Origin of the sequence: Bradyrhizobium sp. (assembly GCF_030697065.1) — a bacterium.
In the GTDB taxonomy this organism is placed as follows: Bacteria; Pseudomonadota; Alphaproteobacteria; order Rhizobiales; family Xanthobacteraceae; genus Bradyrhizobium.
Window position 1 is genome coordinate 1 of record NZ_JAUYQU010000173.1, and the last position, 20,683, is coordinate 20,683.

The 20,683-nt window shown below is 65.1% G+C and carries 16 protein-coding genes; 10 read left to right on the forward strand and 6 right to left on the reverse strand.

The genetic code is table 11. From position 1 onward, the window contains the following. Nucleotides 1-218: alpha-ketoglutarate-dependent dioxygenase AlkB (locus Q8R73_RS13650; protein WP_305720076.1), on the forward strand; the 218-nt coding region annotated here is incomplete at its 5' end. A 247-nt stretch (nucleotides 219-465) separates the two neighbouring features. Continuing rightward, complete coding sequence (locus tag Q8R73_RS13655) at nucleotides 466-1,701, forward strand: MFS transporter (protein ID WP_305720077.1); 1,236 nt, start codon at nucleotides 466-468, stop codon at nucleotides 1,699-1,701. Between the two features lie 93 nt (nucleotides 1,702-1,794). Here Q8R73_RS13655 and Q8R73_RS13660 read toward each other — a convergent pair whose 3' ends face one another. The 6 genes from Q8R73_RS13660 to hpaH all read right to left on the reverse strand — a co-directional run bounded on the left by Q8R73_RS13660 (nucleotide 1,795) and on the right by hpaH (nucleotide 8,184). Then, nucleotides 1,795-3,423, reverse strand: a complete 1,629-nt coding sequence (locus tag Q8R73_RS13660) for a thiamine pyrophosphate-dependent enzyme (protein ID WP_305720078.1) — start codon at nucleotides 3,421-3,423, stop codon at nucleotides 1,795-1,797. 31 nt (nucleotides 3,424-3,454) lie between these two features. Then, complete coding sequence (locus Q8R73_RS13665) at nucleotides 3,455-4,324, reverse strand: fumarylacetoacetate hydrolase family protein (RefSeq protein WP_305720079.1); 870 nt, start codon at nucleotides 4,322-4,324, stop codon at nucleotides 3,455-3,457. 13 nt (nucleotides 4,325-4,337) lie between these two features. Then, a complete protein-coding gene (gene hpaD, locus Q8R73_RS13670) occupies nucleotides 4,338-5,321 on the reverse strand; it encodes a 3,4-dihydroxyphenylacetate 2,3-dioxygenase (protein WP_305720080.1) in 984 nt (327 codons plus the stop codon). Nucleotides 5,322-5,419: 98 nt separating this feature from the next. Beyond that, the gene (gene hpaE, locus Q8R73_RS13675; RefSeq protein ID WP_305720081.1) at nucleotides 5,420-6,955 is read right to left on the reverse strand and encodes a 5-carboxymethyl-2-hydroxymuconate semialdehyde dehydrogenase; all 1,536 of its coding nucleotides are present in this window, start codon (nucleotides 6,953-6,955) and stop codon (nucleotides 5,420-5,422) included. Continuing rightward, nucleotides 6,948-7,346: a 5-carboxymethyl-2-hydroxymuconate Delta-isomerase gene (locus Q8R73_RS13680; protein WP_305720082.1), complete on the reverse strand. Its 399-nt coding sequence runs from the start codon at nucleotides 7,344-7,346 to the stop codon at nucleotides 6,948-6,950. Before Q8R73_RS13680 ends, hpaE begins: the two co-directional genes overlap by 8 nt. A gap of 31 nt (nucleotides 7,347-7,377) precedes the next feature. Then, nucleotides 7,378-8,184, reverse strand: a complete 807-nt coding sequence (hpaH, locus tag Q8R73_RS13685; RefSeq protein WP_305720083.1) for a 2-oxo-hept-4-ene-1,7-dioate hydratase — start codon at nucleotides 8,182-8,184, stop codon at nucleotides 7,378-7,380. A gap of 111 nt (nucleotides 8,185-8,295) precedes the next feature. On the opposite strand from hpaH, the gene hpaR reads away from it, so the two are divergent. From hpaR to Q8R73_RS13725, 8 genes are all read left to right on the forward strand, one after another. Then, on the forward strand, nucleotides 8,296-8,832 hold the full coding sequence (gene hpaR / locus Q8R73_RS13690) for a homoprotocatechuate degradation operon regulator HpaR (RefSeq protein WP_305720084.1): 537 nt from the start codon (nucleotides 8,296-8,298) through the stop codon (nucleotides 8,830-8,832). Between the two features lie 197 nt (nucleotides 8,833-9,029). After that, the gene (locus Q8R73_RS13695; protein ID WP_305720085.1) at nucleotides 9,030-10,115 is read left to right on the forward strand and encodes a malate/lactate/ureidoglycolate dehydrogenase; all 1,086 of its coding nucleotides are present in this window, start codon (nucleotides 9,030-9,032) and stop codon (nucleotides 10,113-10,115) included. A gap of 119 nt (nucleotides 10,116-10,234) precedes the next feature. Beyond that, nucleotides 10,235-11,014 (forward strand): HpcH/HpaI aldolase/citrate lyase family protein, encoded by a 780-nt coding sequence (locus tag Q8R73_RS13700; RefSeq protein ID WP_305720086.1) that lies wholly within the window; start codon nucleotides 10,235-10,237, stop codon nucleotides 11,012-11,014. A 97-nt stretch (nucleotides 11,015-11,111) separates the two neighbouring features. Continuing rightward, complete coding sequence (locus Q8R73_RS13705) at nucleotides 11,112-12,635, forward strand: UxaA family hydrolase (RefSeq protein ID WP_305720087.1); 1,524 nt, start codon at nucleotides 11,112-11,114, stop codon at nucleotides 12,633-12,635. A 223-nt stretch (nucleotides 12,636-12,858) separates the two neighbouring features. Further along, a complete protein-coding gene (locus Q8R73_RS13710) occupies nucleotides 12,859-16,143 on the forward strand; it encodes a DUF2126 domain-containing protein (RefSeq protein WP_305720088.1) in 3,285 nt (1,094 codons plus the stop codon). 30 nt (nucleotides 16,144-16,173) lie between these two features. Next, entirely contained in the window at nucleotides 16,174-18,702 is a 2,529-nt protein-coding gene (locus tag Q8R73_RS13715; protein ID WP_305720089.1) for a circularly permuted type 2 ATP-grasp protein, read from the forward strand. Beyond that, nucleotides 18,699-19,577, forward strand: a complete 879-nt coding sequence (locus Q8R73_RS13720) for a transglutaminase family protein (protein ID WP_305720090.1) — start codon at nucleotides 18,699-18,701, stop codon at nucleotides 19,575-19,577. The genes Q8R73_RS13715 and Q8R73_RS13720 overlap by 4 nt, the downstream gene beginning before the upstream one ends. Beyond that, a partial coding sequence (locus Q8R73_RS13725; protein WP_305720091.1) for an NAD(P)/FAD-dependent oxidoreductase occupies nucleotides 19,574-20,683 on the forward strand: 1,110 nt, incomplete at its 3' end. The genes Q8R73_RS13720 and Q8R73_RS13725, both read left to right, overlap by 4 nt.

Below are 20,683 nucleotides of genomic sequence, written 5' to 3' on the forward strand. Positions count from 1 at the left end.
CGATCGTCTCGGTCTCGCTGGGCCTGCCAGCGATCTTCCTGTTCGGCGGCCTGCAGCGCAGCGACAAACCGCGCCGGTTTCGGCTCGATCACGGCGACATCGTGGTTTGGGGAGGGCCGTCGCGGCTGTTCTTCCACGGCATAGCCCCGCTCGCCGACGGCGAGCATGCGTTGCTGGGCCGCCAGCGCATCAACCTGACGTTCCGCAAGGCGCGGTGACTTCTCCAGTTTTGCGTGCCGCTCAAACGAGTCGTCCCTGCGAACGCAGGGACCCATAATCCCCGGCTTCAGTTGTGACAGAAGGTCTCTGCCCCGATGCCCTAACGCCAGGCCACGGTGGATGGGTCCCTGCGTTCGCAGGGACGACTCGCTGAGAGGTCGCATGAAGTCCTGACAGCCCTAACGCGCGTCCGGTTCCCCTCAGGCGTTCGCCGGTCTATGCTTGCCCCGCTGGGGAGAGGCAATCATGAGCGACACCAAAGCATCGACCGACGCAGGCGCAGGCAACCGCACCGGCGCCTATTTCGCTGTCCTGCAACTGGCGTTCACGCTGGGCTGGACCCTCTATGTGATCTATCTCCCGAAACTCTGCGCGCAGGTCGGGATCGCGCCGTCCGCCGTCATCCTCATCCTGATGCTGGACCAGGCGATCTTCACCATCACCGATACCGCGATGGGCATCGCCGCCGACAAGGTCGCGCCCTTCGTCGGCCGGCTCGGCGTGTTCGTGGGCATAACAACCGTGATCTCCTGCGCCGCCTTCATCGCAATGCCTTATGTGGCCGGCACCGGTCCGGGCGCCCAGGTCTGGTTCATCGTGCTGATTGTGATCTGGGTGGTCACCTCGTCGGCGCTGCGTGCTCCGCCGCTCACGCTGCTGGGCAAATACGCCGCGAAGCCCGCGATCCCGTTCCTGTCGGCGCTGGCGATGCTCGGCTACGGTGTGGCTGGCGCGGTGTCGCCCTATCTCGGCGTCCTGCTGCGCAATCAAGACGCCCGGATTCCCTTCGTGATTTCAGGCGTGGTGCTGCTGATCACCGCGCTGGCGCTCTCGAAGGTCGAGCGCGGTCTGGCGCAGCAATCTGCCGCGCCGGTGAAGCCGGCCGCGCCGGCCAAACCGCTCGGCCAGATCCCGATGTTCTTCATTGCCTCGATGGTCCTGCTCTCGCTGGGCTATCAGCTGCATTTCAGCATCAACAGCACGCCGTTCTTTCTGCGCTTCGCAAAACCGGACGATCTGCAATGGCTGATGCCGGTGTTCTGGATCGGTTTCAACATCGCGATGTTTCCCGCCAGCGTGATCGTGAAGCATCGCGGTGGCTTGATCGTGATGGGCGCCGCCGGCCTGCTGGGCGCGCTGGCGGTGATCGGCGCTGAGTTTGCCGGGGATCTGAACATGCTGATCGCCGCGCAATTCGTCGCGGGCGCGGCGTGGGGTTGCATGCTGATGAGCGCGGTCGCGGCCGCGCTGGCGATCGGCGACAGCGGCGCCGAAGGCAAGGTGGTAGGACTGGTGTTTTCGGCGCTGGCGCTGGCGACCTTCGCGCGGATGGCGGCGGTCGCGGGCGGCCTGCAGAAGCTGCCGGAATACGCCCCGCTGCTGCATTGGGCCCCGGTGGCGTGCTGGGCGGTCGCCGGTGCCGGCCTGCTGGCGATCGCGGCGTTGCGGACGCAGCAGGGGATGATGGCGCGGAGAGTTTAGTCTCTCTCCCGTCATTCCGGGGCGTGCGTTAGCGCGAACCCGGAATCTCGAGATTCCGGGTTCGATGCTTCGCATCGCCCCGGAATGACGAATTCAGGGCTTCGCCGGGTGAATGAACGTCCACGGCGTGACCTCGGAATCCCGGGGCACCTCGATGTCGATCAGATAGGGCCCGCCATGCGCCAGCGCTTTTTCCAGCGCGGCGCGAAAATGATCCGGTGACGTCACGCGCGCCGCACCGACCCCGAAGGATTCCGCGAGTTTGACGAAGTCCGGATTGACCAGGTCGGACGCCACCACACGGCCATCGAAACGCTCGCGCTGGTCGCGCCGCACATTGCCATAGGCGTTGTTGTTGAACACCAGCGTCACCACGCCGATGTTGAACTGCACCGCGGTCGCCAGTTCCTGCACGCCGAACATGAAGCCGCCGTCACCCGTGATCGCGACCACCGGCCGGTCGGGATTCGCCACCTTGGCGCCGAGTGCGGTCGGAAAGCCCGAGCCGAGCGTGCCCTGGTAGCCCGACGTGATGAAGGTGCGCGGCTGGTAGACCGGAAATCCGTACCAGGAGGCAAAGCCGACCTGCGACAGTTCGTCGGTGACGATGGCGTTTTGCGGCAGCACCTCGCGCAGGATGTTCAGGTAGGCCATCTGCGGCTGCACCGACTGGATATCCTTCAGCGCCGCCGCCGAGGCGTCGCGGATCGCGGCGCGGCGGCCGCTGGTTTTGCTGTAGCCAATCTTCCGTACCGCCGCGAGCAGTTCGCGCGTGCCGGCCTGCGCGTCCGCGACGACGGCGGCATTCGGCGTCAGGCGGCGCATTTCCGACGGATCGATATCGATGCGAATGGACTTCAGGCCCTCGGGCTGAAACGGCCATCGGAAGGTCGAGGCCGGCAATTCCATGCGGGAGCCGATTCCGATCATCAGGTCGGTCTTCGGCCACAGCCTGTAAGCCGCTGCCATCGTCAGCCCGAGTTCATGGGCGTTGGAGACGATGCCGCGGCCGCTGCGGAACGCCACCACCGGCGCGTCGATCAGTTCGGCCAGTTCGAGGATCTCGTCGCACGCGTCAATCGCTCCGCTGCCGACGAAAATCATCGGCGTCTTGCTGCCGGCTATCAGCGTGGCTGCGGCCTTGATCCGGTCGGGATCGGGCAGCGGCGCCGGGAACGGATCGAACACTCTTGCCGGCCCGGTTTCCGCCCGCTGCGTAAACACGTCCCATGGCATTTCCAGCGATGCCGGCCCCCGGCGCCCCGACAGCATCTCCTGGAAGGCGCGCGATACCATCGCAGGCGCGGCGTCGGGATATTCGATGCGGTCGGCCCATTTGACGAAGGTGCGCAGCGTCGCCAGTTGGTCCGGCATCTCGTGCAGATGGCCGCGGCCCTTGCCGAGGAAGTTGGTGGGCACCTGTCCGGTGAGGCACAGCACCGGTTCATTGCATCCGAGTGCAGTGAGCAACGCGGCACTTGCGTTGAGCACGCCGGGACCGGGCACCACGCTGAACACGCCGGGCCGGCCGCTCGAACGCGCATAGCCGAAGGCCATGTAGCCGCAGGCCTGCTCGTGTCGCGCGCCGATCACCTTCAACTGTGCCTGATGAAAGCCGTCGAACAACCCGTAGATCTGCGCGCCGGGCAGGCCGAACACGGTATCGACCCCATGCGCGACCAGGCCGCTGACGATCGCTTCGCCGCCGGAACTCACTGTCATTGTCCTGTCCAATCGCTCGAATAAAAGCCCATCATGCCTCGTCGATGACGCCGTTGCGCAAGGTCCCGATACCGTCAGCCTCGACCTCGACCACGTCGCCGGGCGCAAGATAACGCGGCGGATCGAACCGTGCGCCGGCGCCGGTCGGCGTCCCCGTCACGATGACGTCGCCTGCCGTCAGCGTGGTGAAGGTGGAGATATAATTGATCAGATAGCGAAAGCCGAAGATCAGCCGGCCGGTGCGGTCATCCTGCCGCGTCTCGCCATTGACCCGCGTGGTCAGCCGGATATCGGCAATCTGCGCTTCATCGGTGTAGGGCACCAGCCATGGGCCGAGGCTGCCGGTGGAATCGAAATTCTTGCCCTGCGTGACATTGAACTTGGCGTGCCGGACCCAGTCGCGAATGGTGCCTTCGTTGCACAGCGTGATGGCGGCGATGTGATCCAGCGCGGTGTTCTCCGGAATGTGCCTTCCGGCCTTGCCGATGACCAGAACCAGTTCGCCCTCGTAATCGAGCTGCGCCGAAGCGCGGGGCCGCACCAGCGGCGTTTCGTGCCCGACGAAGGAGCGCGGCGTGCGCATGAACATGCTGGGATATTTCGGAGCGTCCTGGCCGTCCTTGTACTCGGCGTTGCGGTCCGGGTAGTTCACGCCGATGCAGATGATCTTTTCCGGCGCGGGGATCGGCGGCAGCCAGGTGATGGCATCCAGCGCATGATCCGGCTGATGGCGCGCGGCCTCTGCCGCCAGTCTTGGCAAGGCGCCCGCCGCGATGACCTCGCGCAGCGTCGGGTATTCCTTTGCAAAGCGAGCCGAGAGATCGACGATGCCGCCGTCGAGGACCGCGCCGTATCGGGTCGCACCGTCGATGGAATAGGTGGAAAGGCGGGGAGGGGTCATCTTGTTTCCGGACCTAGTCTGCAATGGTGACGTCGGCGACGAACAGCGGTTCGCGCACGGCCTGGCCGACAAAGGGCGAGCCCTGTTCGAACCAGGAGCGCGGCGCCGGCGCGCCCCACAATGTTTGCCGGCGCGGATCCTTCAGCGACCAGCGCAGCGGCTCGTGGTCGTGATCTCCGGTAAAGTAGTCGCTGGTATAGAGCTCCAGCCGGTGACCATCGGGATCGCGGACATAGAGGAAGAAGGCATTGGAAATACCGTGGCGGCCGGGGCCGCGCTCGATGTTCTTCAGGTACCCGCTGGAAGCCATCACGTCGCACAAATGCAGTATGTTCATCGCGGTCGGCACCCAATAGGCGAAATGATGCAGCCGAGGACCCTTGCCGTTGGTGATGGCGAAATCATGCACATTGCCCTTGCGGTGCATCCACGCCGCGGCGATGCGGCCGTGCGGCCCGTCTTCCTCGCCATATTCGGTCAGCCGAAAGCCGAGCCGCGCATAGAAATCCACGGTGTCCTGCACTTCGGCGGCGAAAACATTGAAGTGGTCGAGCCGCTGCGGATGGCACCCCTTGTAGAGATCATAGCGGCGCAGCAGGTGAGGCCGCTTGTCCATTGCGGCATAGAGTTCGATCTGAAAGCCGAACGGATCGGTGAAGTGCAGGGTGCGGCCCTGGAACGGCTGCTCGGTGAAGGCGTAGGTCACGCCGGCCCCGGAAAAGAACGCCGCGGCCTTGTCGAGATCGCCTTCGTTGCCGACCTTGAACCCGAGCCGGTTGCACGCCGCCGTCGCCGCCTGGCGCAGCACCAGCGAGTGATGCTGATGCTCCTCGCTGCCGCGCAGGTACACGGCCTGGTCGCCGTGATCCTCGACATGCAGTCCGACGGTGGTTTCGTAGAACTCCCTGGATGCCTTGAGGTCGGTGACGTCGAGCACGACGTGGCTGGAGCGGATGATGTTGAAGGGGGGATCGAAGGTGTGGGTAGGGACGGGCATGTGAGGTCCTTGTTGATATCGTCATTCCGGAGCGCGCCGAAGGCGCGACCCCGGAATCTCGAGGCTCCGGGTTCGCTTCGCGCCCCGGAACGGCGAGGCTAAATCCCCAGCTTCTGGATCTTGTGGGTGCCCCGCGCCAGCGAGACGTGCTTGGTTTCCATGTAGAAGTCGAACGAATAGTCACCGCCGTCGCGGCCGATGCCGGACGATTTCATGCCGCCGAACGGGGTCGGCAGATGGCGGACGTTTTCCGAGTTGAGCCAGATCATGCCGGCCTCCAGCGCGTCGGCGACGCGCAGCGCGCGGCCCATGTCGCCGGTCCAGACGTAGCCGGTCAGGCCATACTGCACGCCGTTGGCGATTTCGATCGCCTCGGCCTCGTCGCGGAACGGAATCACGGTCAGGATCGGGCCGAACACTTCCTCCTGCGCGACGCGCATGTTGGCTTGTGCGCCGGTGACCAGTGTGGGCTGGACGTAATGTCCGCCGCCGGGACCGTCATGCGCCTTGCCGCCGACCGCGATCACCGCCCCGTCCTTCCGCGCCACGTCGAAATAGGAGCAGACTTTGGCAAGGTGCCGTTCGTGGATCAGCGGCCCGATCTCGGTCGCGGGATCGAGCGGGTGGCCGACGTTCAGCGTCTTTACCCGCGCGGTCAGTTTTTCGATGAATTTGTCCGCGATGCCCTGCTGGATCAGGAGCCGGCTCGACGAGGTGCAGCGCTCGCCATTCAGCGAGTAGATCATGAACACCACGGCATCGAGCGCGCGGTCGAGGTCGGCGTCGTCGAACACGATCACCGGGTTCTTGCCGCCGAGTTCGAAATGCACCCGCTTCAAGGTCGGGGCGCCCTGCGCCATAATCGCCGAACCGGTCGAGCTTTCGCCAACGAAGCCGATCGCCTTGATGGCGGGATGCTCGGTCAGCGCCTTGCCGGCTTCCTCGCCGATGCCGTGCACGGTGTTGAGCACGCCGTCGGGAAGGCCTGCCTGCTTGACGAGTTTCGCCAGCAGGTCGGCCGTGACCGGCGACCATTCCGCGGGCTTGTGCACCACCGTGCAGCCGGCGGCCAGCGCCGGCGCAATCTTCCAGGTCGACAGCATGAACGGCGTATTCCACGGCGTGATGACGCCGACCGGGCCGATCGGCACCCGCGTCGAGATGTTCCAGTGCTCTTCGCTGGGCGTATTGAGGCCGTCGCGCGCCTCGGCGCATCGATCGGCGAAGAAGCGGAAGTTTTCCGCGGCCCGGATCGCCGCCTTGGCCATGAAGCGGTGGGCCTGGCCGGTGTCGACGCATTCCAGCACGGCGATATCGTCGGCGCGGTCCTCGATGGCGTCGGCCACCCGGTGCAGCAATTTCTTCCGCATCGCCGCCGGCATGTCGCGCCAGGCCTTGAAGGCCGATGCTGCCGCCTTCGCGGCGCGATCGATATCGTCAGCACCACCGCGCGCCACCGTCGCCAGCACCGCGCCATCGATCGGTGACCTGGTTTCGAAGCTGTCGCCCGAGACTGACGGTTCTATCTTGCCGCCGATCATGTGACCGATGCCGTCGGTCCGCAACTGCTTCAGCAGCGGGGCCGCGCGCTCGCAATTGGCGGAAAACACGTCTTTCGGCGTGACCTTATCCACTTACAGTCTCCACTTTCAGGGCGTCGTGGATGTTGTTGCGTTTCCAGCTGGTTTCCCTGTCGTTGATCTGCATGTCGAACGACAACGCGAATTTGCTCTCCGTAAACACCGGATCGAGATGGTCGGACAGCGCACGGAAAATATGCTCGCCGGCCTTTTTGCGCGCCGCGAGATCGCGGCCCTCGCCGAGCCGCAGCACCATGGCGAGAAAGCCGTGCTGCGGATTGCCGTCGGCGATCGCGTAGTGCGCGCATTTCACGGCGCGAACGCGAATGCCCCCGAGCGGGAAGATCCCGGTTTCCACCGCAGACTTGCGGACCAGTTCGACGATCTCGGCCATCTCGACGCGGGCGTCGAGATTGGCGGAATATTCGATGGTGAAATGCGGCATGTCCTGTCACTCCAACGATTCTGCCGACGATTCAAGCGAAGCAACAGCCCACGGTGCCCCAAGGACCATAATCGGCCTGGATCGTGTCGCCCTTGCGGGTTTCGATCGGCCGGATGAACGATCCCGCCAGCACCACCTGTCCGGCCTCGAGCGCCAGTCCATTGGCGGCGATCTTGTTGGCAAGCCAGGCCACGCTGGTGGCGGGATGATTGAGCACACCGGCGGCAAGACCGGTCTCTTCCAGCTGGCCGTTGCGGTAGCACAGGGCGCCGATCCAGCGCAGGTCGGCATCCCCGGGGCGCAGCGGCCGGCCGCCGAGCACGATCCCGGCATTGGCGGCGTTGTCGGCGATGGTGTCGAAAATCTTTCGCGTCGATTTCGTGACAGCGTCGACCCGCTCGATCCGGGTGTCGAGGATTTCCAGGGCGGGGACGACAAAATCGGTGGCGTTGAGCACGTCGAACATCGTGCAACCCGGGCCTGAAAGCCGCTGCTTCATGATGAAGGCGAGTTCGGCTTCGACCCGCGTGCCGATAAAACGATCCGAGGGCACCAGACCGCCATCGGCAAAGAACATGTCGTCGAGCAGGATGCCGGAATCCGGCTCGTCGATATTGAGCGCGCTCTGCATCGCCTTCGAAGTCAGCCCGATCTTGTGGCCTTTGACGACGCGGCCCTCGGCGACCTTGATCGCGACCCACGCCTGCTGGATCGCATAGGCGTCGTCGAGCGTGATGCCGGGATGATCCAGCGACAGTTGCCGGATCTGCTGGCGGGATTTTTCCGCCCGGTGCAGCCGGTCGGCGGCGCTGCGGATTTCGTCTGCGGAAAGAGCCATGCGGTACCGGCGAAAAAGAGGATGCCGGCAAATGATTAACATGTTAAATGGTTCGGGGCAAACCGAATTGCGATTTGCTGCAGCGCAAATTCCTGGGGCATCCGAACGACCATGGCGCGAAGGAAATCGGCCAGAGGCTCTGGTCCCGGCCAGGCGAGCGGTGCCGCGCGGCAGGTGCCGATGCGCGACTTCTCGCGGTCGCTGCCGATGTCGCTGCTGCGGGCGCGCGAGGCCGTGATGCGGCAGTTCCGGCCCTCGCTCAGGCATCACGGGTTGACGGAACAGCAGTGGCGCATTCTGCGCGCGCTGGCCGATGTCGAGACCATCGAAGTCACCGAACTGGCACGGACGGCTTTTCTGCTCGGGCCGAGCCTGTCCCGCATCCTGCGGGACCTGGAAGCGCGGGACCTGATCGAGCGCCGTGTGGTGAAGGCCGACCAGCGCCGCAGTGTGCTGTCGATCTCGGCGAGGGGCTTGAAGCTGATGGAGGCGGTGGCGCCGTCGTCGGAAGCCATCTACGCGGCCATCGCCCGGCGCTACGGCGCCCGCAAGTTGGCCGAATTGCAGGACATGCTCGGCGTGCTGGAGCGCAGCCTTGCCGCGATGGAAGGGGTGGCGGAAGAAGGCGGCGCGGAAGCGGATCAGTAAGCACAAATTTGCATGATGCTACCGGCGCGACGCATAGCGGCGAGGGAAATTCCTGCAATCGTGCCCCGATGCCGGCCGAAGCCATAGACACGCCCGCGGTTTTTCGCTCAAAGTGGCCACCAAGCTGGTCATGAAAACCGGCGCGGGAGCAGGCCGCCGCTGCGGCGCCGAACCAAGGACAGGTTGAAAATCCGCATATGGTCACCATCCAGGTCCAGAATCTCATCAACTTCGTTGCCGAAGTTTTCGCCCATTCCGAATCCTCGCCCGAAGAGGCGAAGCGCATCGCGACCTACCTGACGACGGCCAACCTCACCGGCCATGACAGCCACGGCGTGATCCGGGTCCCGGTCTATGTCCGCTGGAAGAAGATGGGTTCGGTGGTGCCGAACCAGACCGCCGAGGTCGTGGTCGATACGCCGTCGCTGGCGGTGGTCGACGGCAAGTTCGGCTACGGGCAGACCGTGACGCCGCAGGCGGTGCGGATCGGCATCGAGAAATGCAAGAAGGCGGGACTGTCCGCGGTGGCGCTGCGCAATGCCGGGCATATCGGCCGGGTCGGCGACTGGGCGGAAATGGCGGCGGCCGAGGGGCTGGTCTCGATCCACTTCGTCAACGCCGCCGGCTCACTGCTGGTGGCTCCCTACGGCGGCGTCGAAAAGCGGCTGTCGACGGCACCTTATTGCGTCGGTATCCCGCGCATCGGCCAGGATCCGATCGTGCTGGATTTTGCCACCTCGATCGTCGCCGAGGGCAAGGTGCTGGTGGCGAGCCGCGGCGGCAAGAAGTTGCCCACGGGCGCGCTGATCGACGCCGACGGCACCTTGAGCGAGGATCCGGCGGTGCTGTACGGCCCCCATACCGCGGAGGGTCCGCGCGATCACACCAAAGGCTCGGGCGCGATCCGCGCCTTCGGCGAGCACAAGGGGTCGGGTCTCGCTTTCATCTGCGAACTGCTTGGCGGGGCCTTGACCGGCACGGGCGCGACGTCGGGAGACCGGCGCTTCGCAAACGGGATGCTGGCGTTCTATGTCGACCCGAAGGTGATCGACACCAGCAATTTCTTCGACGGCGAAATCTCGCGCTACAGCGACTTCATCCGGGCGACCAAGCCGGTGGCCGGCGGCGATGCCGTGCTGATCCCCGGGGATACCGAGCGGAGGACACGCGCTGATCGCACCAAAAACGGGGTGCCGCTGCCCGATGATACCTGGGCCGCGATCGTCAATACCGCCCGCGAGGTCGGCGTCAGCGAAGTCAGCATCCAGAGGGCAACAGCCTGATTCCAGGCCGCCATTGCGAGGAGCATAGGAAGAAGCAATCCAGTCTTTCTTTTCGCAATGGATCGCTTCGCTGCGCACGCACTGACGAGTGAATTTTCGGCAACAGGAAGGAAAACCAAGTGACAACCAATAACGTCAAGAAAGTCTGGGCCTCGGGCAAAGCCGTGGTCAATGCCTGGCTGGCGATTCCGTCGGGCTTCTCCGCCGAGGTGATCGCGCAATGCGGCTTCGACAGCGTCACCGTCGATATGCAGCACGGCGTGCAGGACTACCAGTCGATGGTGCAGTGCTTCCAGGCCATGAACGGCCATCCGGTGACGCCGATGGTCCGCGTTCCGTGGAACGAGCCGGGCATCATCGGCAAGGTGCTCGACGGCGGCGCCTATGGCGTGATCTGCCCTATGATCAACACCCGGCAGGAAGCCGAAGCCCTTGTCCAGTATTCGAAATACCCGCCGAAGGGCACCCGCTCCAACGGCCCGATCCGCTCCGGCATGTACGGCTCGGCCGGCGCCTATCAGCAGACCGCCAATGACGAGATCGTGCTGCTGCCGATGATGGAGACCAAGACCGCGGTCGAGAACATGGAATCGATCCTCGATGTCGAGGGCATCAACGGTGTCTATATCGGTCCTTCCGATCTCGGCTTCTCCTATGGCCTCGTGCCGAAGCTCGACCGCGACGAGCCGGAAATCCTCAAGATCTACGAGAAGATCATCAAGGAATGCGGCAAGCGCAATCTCTATCCGGGCATCCACTGCTCCGGCGCCGAGGGTGCTGCACGCGCCATCAACATGGGCTTCAAGCTCGTGACGCTGTCGAACGAAAGCGGCCTGATGGCGACCTATGCCAGGATGCAGGTGAACCAGACCCGCAAGGATTCCGGCGGCAAGGCGTAGGCAGACGCGCGAATGGCGAATAGAGAGTGGCGAATAGAAATTTTGCCATTCGCTATTCGCCACTCACCATTCGCCCTCTTCACTCAGGAGACGTCCCATGGCCGCAGCCCCCGTCATCCGACTGCATCCCGACGATGGGGTGCTGATCGCGCGCTCCAGCCTGCCGCCCGGCATGGTGGTGGCCGATGGCGTGACTACGGTCGAGCGGATTCCGGCGGGCCACAAGGTGGCGATCAGGCCGATCGCCATGGGTGAGCCAATCCGGCGCTACGGCCAGATCATCGGCTTTGCGACAATTCCGATCGCACCGGGACAGCATGTCCACACCCAGAATTGCGGCATGGGCGACTTTTCCAAGGACTATGCTTTCGGTGTCGACGTCACGCCCACGCCCAATTTCGATCTGCCGGCGACGTTCGACGGCATCCGCCGTCCCGACGGCCGCGTCGCCACCCGCAATTACATCGGCATCCTCACCTCGGTGAACTGCAGCGCGCATGTCGCGGGCATGGTGGCGGATATCTTCAAGAAGAATCCCTTCACCGGCGACAACCCGCTGGCCGATTTTCCCAACGTCGACGGCGTGGTCGCGCTGACCCACAAGACCGGCTGCGGCATGACCCAGGACGAGCCGCTGCGCCTGCTCCGGCGCACCCTCGGCGGCTACGCGCGGCATGCGAATTTCTCCGCGGTGATCGTGCTCGGGCTGGGCTGCGAGGTCAACCAGATCGGCGGGCTGATGGAAGAACAGAAGCTCGCAGGACGATTGCGCGCGATGGACATCCAGGAAGTCGGCGGAACCCGCAAGACCGTCGAGGCCAGTGTCGGCTTCGTGCGCGAGGCGCTAACCGATGCCAACAATGTCAGGCGCGAGAAGGTGTCGGCCAGCGAGTTGACGGTGGCGCTGCAATGCGGCGGCTCTGACGGTTATTCCGGCGTCTCCGCCAATCCGGCGCTGGGAGCCGCGAGCGACCTGCTGGTTCGTCACGGCGGCACCGTGATCCTGTCGGAGACGCCCGAGACCTACGGCGCCGAACATCTGTTGACCCGCCGCGCGGTCAGCCGCGAGGTCGGCGAAAAGCTGGTGGCGCTGATGCGCTGGTGGGAGGAATATACGGCGCGGGAAGGCGCCGAGATGAACGCCAATCCCAGCCCCGGCAACAAGGCCGGCGGCCTCACCACCATCCTGGAGAAGTCACTGGGTGCGATGGCCAAGGCCGGCAGCACCAATCTGGTCGATGTCCTGAACTACGCCGAAGCGGTGACGAAAAAGGGATTTGTCTTCATGGACACGCCGGGCTACGACCCGGTCGCGGCGACCGGACAGGTCGCCGGCGGTGCCAACCTCGTCTGCTTCACCACCGGCCGAGGCAGCGTGTTCGGCTGCAAGCCCGCGCCGTCGATCAAGCTCGCCACCAATTCGGCGATGTACAAGCGCATGGAAGACGACATGGACGTCAATTGCGGCACCATCCTCGACGGCGAGGAAACGGTACAGCAATGCGGACAGCGCATCTTCGAGCTGATGCTGGAGACCGCCTCGGGCAAGCCGACCAAGAGTGAGAGCTTTGATTTCGGCGGCGCCGAGTTCGCGCCTTGGGTGCTCGGGGCGACTATGTAGGTCGGGGTCGCGGACGGCGGCAACGTCGAGCGAAGCGAAGCAACCCAGCTTCCTTCCGCAAAGAAAGCTGGATTGCTTCGTCGCAAGCGCCCCTCGCAACGATGGGGGGAGGGTCCAGAGCGGAACTCGAGCACCTATCCTAGGCAATCGCTGCCCGTTGTTAGTGCTTGATCCATGCCGGAACCAGTGTTCTGCTCAAAAAAGCTGCTGGAGCACACAGACTTTGTCGATCTTCGTCGCACTACATCACGTCACGCACTACAAATACGACCGACCGATCGACCTCGGCCCGCAAACCATCCGGCTGCGCCCGGCGCCGCATACCCGCACGCCGATCCTGAGCTATTCGCTCAAGGTCACGCCAGCCAATCACTTCGTGAACTGGCAGCAGGATCCGCAAGGCAACTGGCTGGCCCGCTTCGTCTTCCCCGAGAAAGCCAGCGAGTTCAAGATCGAGGTCGATTTCACGGCGCAGATGACCGTGATTAACCCGTTCGACTTCTTCGTCGAGCCCTATGCCGACAGTTTTCCGTTTCAGTACACCGACGACCTCAAGACCGAACTCGCGCCCTATCTCGCGACGATGGAACCCGGGCCGCTGTTTGCAAAATACCTCGCGGGTATTCCGCGCGAGGCGCCGAGCACGGTCAATTTCCTGGTCGACCTCAATGCCAAGCTGCGCGACCAGGTCCGCTATATCATCCGGATGGAGCCGGGCATCCAGACCCCTGAACAGACGCTGGAATCGGGCGCGGGATCCTGCCGCGATTCGGCCTGGCTGTTGATCCAGACGATGCGCCATCTCGGGCTCGCCGCCCGCTTCGTCTCCGGCTATCTCATCCAGTTGCGTCCCGACATCGATCCGGTCGAGGGGCCACGCGAGGTCGAGAACGATTTTACCGATTTGCACGCCTGGGCCGAAGTTTACCTGCCGGGCGCGGGATGGATCGGGTTCGACGTCACTTCGGGCATGCTGACCGGCGAGGGACACATCCCAGTTGCGGCCACGCCGCATTACCGCTCGGCGGCGCCGATCTCGGGCGCGGTTGGATTTGCCAACGTCGAATTCGGCTTCGAGATGAACGTCAAGCGGATCCGCGAGGCGCCGCGGATCACCCGGCCGTTTTCCGACGAATCCTGGGCGCGGCTCGACGCGCTGGGAGAAAAGGTCGATGCCGATCTTGAGGCGGGCGACGTGCGCCTGACCATGGGCGGCGAGCCGACCTTTGTCTCGGTCGACGATCTGGAATCGCCCGAGTGGAACATTTCCGCGGTTGGTCCGACCAAGCGCGGCTTGGCAGACGACCTGATCCGCAGACTGCGTACCCGCTTCGCGCCGGGCGGCCTTTTGCATTACGGGCAGGGCAAATGGTATCCCGGCGAAAGCCTGCCGCGCTGGGCGTTCGGATTATATTGGCGTAAGGACGGCGTGCCGATCTGGAAAAATCCGGATCTGATCGCCACCATCGAGAAGCCGCGCAAAGCCGATATCAACGACGCCGAACGTTTTGCGGAAGCCACCGCCGAAAAGCTCGGGGTCGCCTCGGAATACATTCTACCGGCATTCGAGGATCCTTCGCACTGGCTGCAAAAGGAAGCCGGCCTGCCGCCCAATGTCGATCCTTCCGATTCCAAACTGTCCGATCCGGAAGAGCGCTCGCGCATGGCGCGGGTGTTCGACCAGGGGTTGAACGTTCCCAAGGGTTTTGTGCTGCCGATCCAGCGCTGGAATGCCGAAACCCCAAAATCCTCGCGCTGGAAAAGCGAGCGCTGGAAACTGCGCCGCGGCAACCTGTTCCTGACGCCGGGCGATTCGCCGTTGGGTTTGCGGCTGCCGATCGCGTCCTTGCCGCATATCGAGGCGGACGAATATCCCTATGTCGTCGAGCAGGATCCGCTGGAGCCGCGCGAGGAATTGCCGGTCTATGACGGGGCTTCGTCGGCCGAGGCCGCGCCGCATCAGGAGGTGCAGGAGCAGCGGCTCAAGGGCGGCGGCGTGCGCACCGCGATGTCGATCGAAACCCGTGACGGCATCTTGTGCGCGTTCATGCCGCCGGTGGAAAAACTGGAGGATTATCTCGAACTGGTGACGGCGGTGGAGGCGACCGCTGAAGAGATGCAGATGCAGGTCCATGTCGAGGGCTATCCGCCGCCATTCGACCCGCGCGTCGAGGTGATAAAGGTGACGCCTGATCCCGGCGTGATCGAGATCAACATCCAGCCGGCGCAAAACTGGCGCGAGGCCGTCAATATCACCTTCGGGCTTTACGAGGATGCCGCGCAGACGAGGCTCGGCGCCAACAAGTACCTGGTCGACGGCCGCCACACCGGCACTGGCGGCGGCAATCATGTGGTGGTCGGCGGCTCAACGCCCGCGGACTCGCCGTTCCTGCGCCGTCCGGACCTGCTGAAGAGCCTCGTTCTGTACTGGCAGCGGCATCCGTCGCTGTCCTACTTGTTCTCCGGCATGTTCATCGGCCCGACCAGCCAGGCGCCGCGCATCGACGAGGCCCGACATGACGGGCTTTACGAGCTAGAGATCGCGCTGTCGCACGTGCCGCCGCCCGGCGTCGAGGCGCCGTTGTGGCTTGTCGACCGCCTGTTCCGGCACATCCTGGTCGATATAACCGGCAATACCCACCGCGCCGAAATCTGCATCGACAAGCTCTACTCGCCCGACGGGGCCACCGGGCGGCTCGGGCTGGTCGAATTCCGCGCGCTGGAGATGCCGCCCGATCCGCGCATGTCGCTGGCGCAGCAATTGCTGATCCGCGCCCTGATCGCAAAACTTTGGCGCGAACCGCAGCAGGGCAAGTTCGTGCGCTGGGGCACCGCGCTGCATGATCGCTTCATGCTGCCGCATTTTCTCTGGGAGGATTTTCTCGGCGTGCTCGCCGAACTGCAGCAATCCGGCTACGAATTTTCGCCGGACTGGTATGCGGCGCAGCTCGAGTTCCGCTTTCCCGTGTTCGGCCGGGTCCACCATGGCGGGGTCGCGCTTGAGGTACGGCAGGCGCTGGAACCCTGGCACGTGCTCGGCGAAGAGGGGTCGGCCGGCGGCACTGTCCGCTACGTCGATTCATCGGTGGAACGGCTGCAGATCAAGGCTACAGGCTTTGTCGAGGGACGCCACGTCGTCACTTGTAACGGCCGGCGGATGCCGATGACCGAAACCGGACGCGCCGGGGAGGCCGTCGCGGGCGTCCGCTTCAAGGCCTGGCAGCCGCATTCGGGCCTGCACCCGACCATCCCGGTTCACGCGCCGCTGACCTTCGACTTGATCGATACCTGGAACGGCCGCTCGCTGGGCGGCTGCGTCTACCACGTCGCCCACCCCGGTGGCCGCACCTACGACACCAAACCGGTCAATTCCTACGAGGCCGAAGCCCGCCGGCTGGCCCGGTTCCAGGATCATGGCCATACCCCCGGCAAGATCGATCCGCCCCGCGAAGAACGCACAATTGAGTTCCCCTTGACCCTCGACTTGAGGACGCCGCTCCTGCATTGAGAATGGGCTTTGTAGGCGGGAGAGTCGGGGATGGCGGGACACGACGGCCAGGAAAGCGGTGGGACGGCCGGTCGGGCCGGCGCCAGGGCCCGTCCGGGCAACCGGCGCGTGGCCCAGTGGGTGCGCGACTATGTGCGGCTGCCCGGCATTCCCGATGAATATATCGGCCAGGATGGTGCGCCGCGCGCGGTCTGGACCCGATTCTTCGATGCTTTCGCGAGCCTGAGCTCCGCCGATATCGAACGGCGTTTCGGCTCGGCCGACCGGCATTTGCGGGAAGCCGGCGTGACCTACCGCGCGCCTGGCGAGATCGCCGACCGGCAGTGGCCGTTGAGCCACCTGCCGCTCCTGATCGACGAGGCCGACTGGCAGCAATTGTCATCCGGTATCGTGCAGCGCGCAGAATTGCTGGAGCTGGTGCTGGGCGATCTCTACGGCGAGGGCCGCCTGGTAGCCGAGGGGGCGATACCCGCGGCCGCCATTGCCGGCAGCACCGAATATCTGCGCTCGGTGTGCGGCGTCAAACCGCCCGGCGGCCGTTATCTCAGCATCTATGCCGCGGATGTCGGGCGCGGGCCGGACGGGCGCTGGTGGGTGCTGGGCGACCGTACCCAGGCGCCATCGGGCGCGGGCTACGCGCTGGAAAACCGGCTGGTGCTGTCGCGCGCCTTTACCTCGCTGTACAAATCCATGAACGTCGAGCGCGTGGCGTCGTTCTTCGAGGCGTTCCGCGACAGCCTTCGCGCCAGCGCCGACCGCGATGAGCCGCGCATCGGGTTGCTGACGCCGGGCACCTTCAGCGAAACCTATTTCGAGCACGCCACGCTGGCACGCTATCTCGGCTTCCTGCTGGTCGAGGGCGACGATCTCGCCGTCAGCGGCGACCGCATCCATATCCGCACCGTGGCCGGTCTGAAGCGGCTCGACGTGCTGTTGCGCCGGGTCGATTCCAATTCGCTCGATCCGCTGGAGCTCGATGCCAACTCCCAACTCGGTGTGCCCGGCCTGATTGACGTCATCCGCAAGAACGGCGTCGTGGTCGCCAACATGCCGGGCTCCGGCGTGATGGAGGCGAGGGCGCTGCTGGGCTTCCTGCCCAGTCTGAGCCGGCGCTTTCTCGGCGAAGATCTGAAGATGCCGCATATCGCGACCTGGTGGTGCGGCCAGAAGGCCGCGCGCGAGGAAGTGCTGTCGCGGCTCGACGAATTTGCCATCGAGGGCGCCTATGGTAGGGGCGTTCCCGGCTTCGGCAGGGGACCCATCCTCGCTGCCGAGCTGTCGGCCAGCGACCGCGAGCGGCTCAAGACTGCGATCTCGGATCGCGGTATCGATTATGTCGGCCAGGAACTGGTTCGGCTGTCGACCACGCCGGTGTGGGACAACGGCCACATCACGCCGCGCCCTTTCGTGCTGCGCGTGTTCGCGGCGGCAACGGCCGATGGCTGGACCATCATGCCGGGTGGCTTTTGCCGGATCGCCGATCAGCCCGATGCGCGCGCGGTCTCGATGGGCGACGGCGCCCGGGCGGCGGACGTCTGGGTGGTGTCCGACAAGACGGTTTCGACCGCGACCCTGCTGCCGGGGGTCGACACCGTGCGGATCCGGCGCATTGCCGGCGTGGTGCCCAGCCGCGCTGCCGACAATCTATTCTGGCTCGGCCGCTATCTGGAGCGCGCCGAGGCGACGCTGCGGCTGCTGCGGGCGCTCGGCATGCAACGCGATGCCGGCAAGGGTTCTCCGACCGTGCTGCCGGCGATCGAGCGGGTGCAGCGTCTGCTGGTGATCTGGGGCGCGGCCTCGCAGACCTCGCGGTCGCAGCCTGCCAAGGTCGTGGCCGAGGCGCTGCAGAGCGAGGCAAAGTTCGGCTCGGCCTTGTCGCTGGTGCGTTCGGCGCAGCGAACCGCGACGTCGCTGCGTGAGCGGCTGTCGCCGGACGCCTGGCAGGTCATCACAGAAATGTCCGAGCGGCTGGCGCAGGAGGTCGAAGACGACGACGGCATGATGATCGCCGCCGAACTGACGCTGCAGGAACTCGCGAGCTTCGCCGGCCTCGTGCAGGAAAACATGAACCGCGCCGCCGGCTGGCGATTTCTCGAAATGGGCCGCCGCGCCGAGCGCGCCATCAACACCGTGCGTATCGCCCGCCAGTTCGCCTTTGACGAGGCCGGCAGCGAGGATCTCGACATCCTGCTGACGCTGGTCGACTGCCAGATCACCTATCGCTCGCGTTACCTCGTCGGGCCCTTGCTGCCGCCGGTGCGCGACCTCGTGGTGCTCGACCCCTATAATCCCCGTTCGGTGGCGTTCCAGGTCGCCGCGCTGAACGACCACATCGCCAGCCTGCCGACCCTGAAAGAGGGAGGATTGATCGAACGGCCGCAGCGCCTCGCGGTGGCGCTGCAGGCGATGCTGACGACGGCGGAGGCGGCTTCCCTCGACACCAAGACTTTGTTTGCGCTGGAACAGGATCTGCTGACGCTGGCCGATGCCATCGGGTCGCACTATTTTCCGCACGGGCCCAATGCCAGCCGGCCTGAAAAGCTGACGGGCCTCGCGTGATCTACGACATCCGTCACGTCACCAGCTATTCCTATGAAAGCCCGGTGAGCTACTCGCGCTGCTCGCTGCGGCTGGAGCCCAGGAGCGGCGACGGGCAGCAACTGGTCTCGCATACCGTCGAGATCCGTCCGAAGCCGGCGGACCGCGCCGTGCGGCACGATTTTTTCGGGACCCACACCGAGAGCATCGTGATCGAAACCTCGCATCGCAGCCTGCGCATCGATTCGAGGTCGCGGGTGTCGGTCTCCCGAAAGGCCCCCGGCCGCGCCGCGCCCAGTCCGGAATGGGAGAGCGTTCGCGAAGTGGCCTTCGAGGCCACCAGCCTCGGCCCGGAATCGCCGATCGGATATATCTTTGCCAGTCCGCTGGTGCCGGTGCAGCAGCCGGTGACGGCCTATGCGGCGCAGAGCTTTCCGAGGGGCGGCGGAATCCTCGCCGGCGCGGTCGATCTGATGCACCGGATCCGCACCGGATTCAAATACGACCCGAAGGCCACCGTGATCTCGACGCCGCTGAAGGAAGTGTTCGAGAAGCGTCACGGCGTCTGCCAGGATTTCGCCCATGTGATGATCGCAGGGTTGCGCGGCCTCGGCCTGCCGGCGGCCTATGTCTCGGGCTATCTGCGCACCATTCCGCCGCCGGGACAGCCGCGCCTGCAGGGCGCCGACGCGACCCACGCCTGGGTCGCGCTGTGGTGCGGCGAGGAACTCGGCTGGATCGGTTTCGACCCGACCAACGATATCCTGGTCGAGAACGATCACATCGTGCTGGCGGTGGGGCGCGATTTTTCCGATGTCTCGCCGGTCGACGGCATCATCGTGGGCTCGCGCAAGCAGAAGCTCGCGGTGGCGGTCGACGTGCTGCTGGTCGAATGACCCAGGGCTTGCCAGCTTCCCTGAAAAGCAAGAGCCTGGCCGTCAACGACGTCATCATCCTCGGCGCCGGCGCCGCCGGCCTGATGTGCGCCGGCGTCGCCGGCCAGCGCGGCCGTTCGGTGCTGGTGCTGGAGCAGGCGCGGCAGCCGGGCGAAAAGATCCGCATCTCCGGCGGCGGTCGCTGCAATTTCACCAACCTGCACACCACGCCGGCGAATTTCCTGTCCGACAATCCGCGGTTCTGCCATTCGGCGCTGAGCGGCTATACCCAGCACGATTTCATCGCGCTGGTCGAGCGCTACGGCATCGCCTTTCACGAGAAGACGCGCGGGCAATTGTTCTGCGACGGCTCGTCGCGGCAGATCATCGACATGCTGCTGGCGGAATGCCGCAAGGGCGGCGCGCAATTGCGGCTGGGCGTGCGCATTTCAGCGATCTCGAAAACCGGCGACGATTTCGTCGTGGTGACCGATCAGGGGGAGTTTCGCGGCCGGGCGCTGGTGGTCGCGACCGGCGGCCCCTCGATTCCGAAAATGGGATCGAGCGGCTTCGGCTACAGGATCGCCGAGCAGTTCGGCCTGAAGATCGTGCCGCCGCGCGCGGCGCTGGTGCCGCTGACCTTCGACGCGGCGCTGCTGGCGCAATTCAGGGAGATGTCGGGCGTCGCGCTCGATGCCGTGGTCAGCTGCGGCAAGGCGCGTTTCGACGAGGCGCTGCTGTTCACCCATCGCGGGCTGAGCGGTCCGGCGATCCTGCAGATCTCTTCCTACTGGCGCGACGGCGAGGAGATTGTCATCGACATGGCGCCGGGCATCGATGTGCTGGCAGAATTGAAGCGATTGCGCCGCGATCATCCCAAGCAGGAGATGGCCACCGCACTTTCCGGTCTGGTTCCGAAGCGGCTGGCGCGGATCATCGCGGATACTACCAGAGGGCCGGAGCGGCTGGCCGATTTTTCCGACAGGCTGCTGACGGAGATTGCCGCCGGCGTGACGCAGTGGCGGGTGCGGCCCAACGGCACCGAGGGCTATCGCACGGCGGAAGTGACGCTCGGCGGCGTCGATACATCGGGGCTTTCCTCGAAGACGTTCGAATCCCGCGCCGTC

Coding starts and splice junctions, on each gene's coding strand:
- Q8R73_RS13680 (WP_305720082.1), bottom strand. CDS start 7,346: ATGCCGCATTTCACCATCGAATATTCCGCCAATCTCGACGCCCGCGTC.
- Q8R73_RS13655 (WP_305720077.1), top strand. CDS start 466: ATGAGCGACACCAAAGCATCGACCGACGCAGGCGCAGGCAACCGCACC.
- Q8R73_RS13695 (WP_305720085.1), top strand. CDS start 9,030: ATGGTCACCATCCAGGTCCAGAATCTCATCAACTTCGTTGCCGAAGTT.
- Q8R73_RS13665 (WP_305720079.1), bottom strand. CDS start 4,324: ATGACCCCTCCCCGCCTTTCCACCTATTCCATCGACGGTGCGACCCGA.
- Q8R73_RS13660 (WP_305720078.1), bottom strand. CDS start 3,423: ATGACAGTGAGTTCCGGCGGCGAAGCGATCGTCAGCGGCCTGGTCGCG.
- hpaD (WP_305720080.1), bottom strand. CDS start 5,321: ATGCCCGTCCCTACCCACACCTTCGATCCCCCCTTCAACATCATCCGC.
- hpaR (WP_305720084.1), top strand. CDS start 8,296: ATGGCGCGAAGGAAATCGGCCAGAGGCTCTGGTCCCGGCCAGGCGAGC.
- hpaH (WP_305720083.1), bottom strand. CDS start 8,184: ATGGCTCTTTCCGCAGACGAAATCCGCAGCGCCGCCGACCGGCTGCAC.
- Q8R73_RS13705 (WP_305720087.1), top strand. CDS start 11,112: ATGGCCGCAGCCCCCGTCATCCGACTGCATCCCGACGATGGGGTGCTG.
- Q8R73_RS13715 (WP_305720089.1), top strand. CDS start 16,174: ATGGCGGGACACGACGGCCAGGAAAGCGGTGGGACGGCCGGTCGGGCC.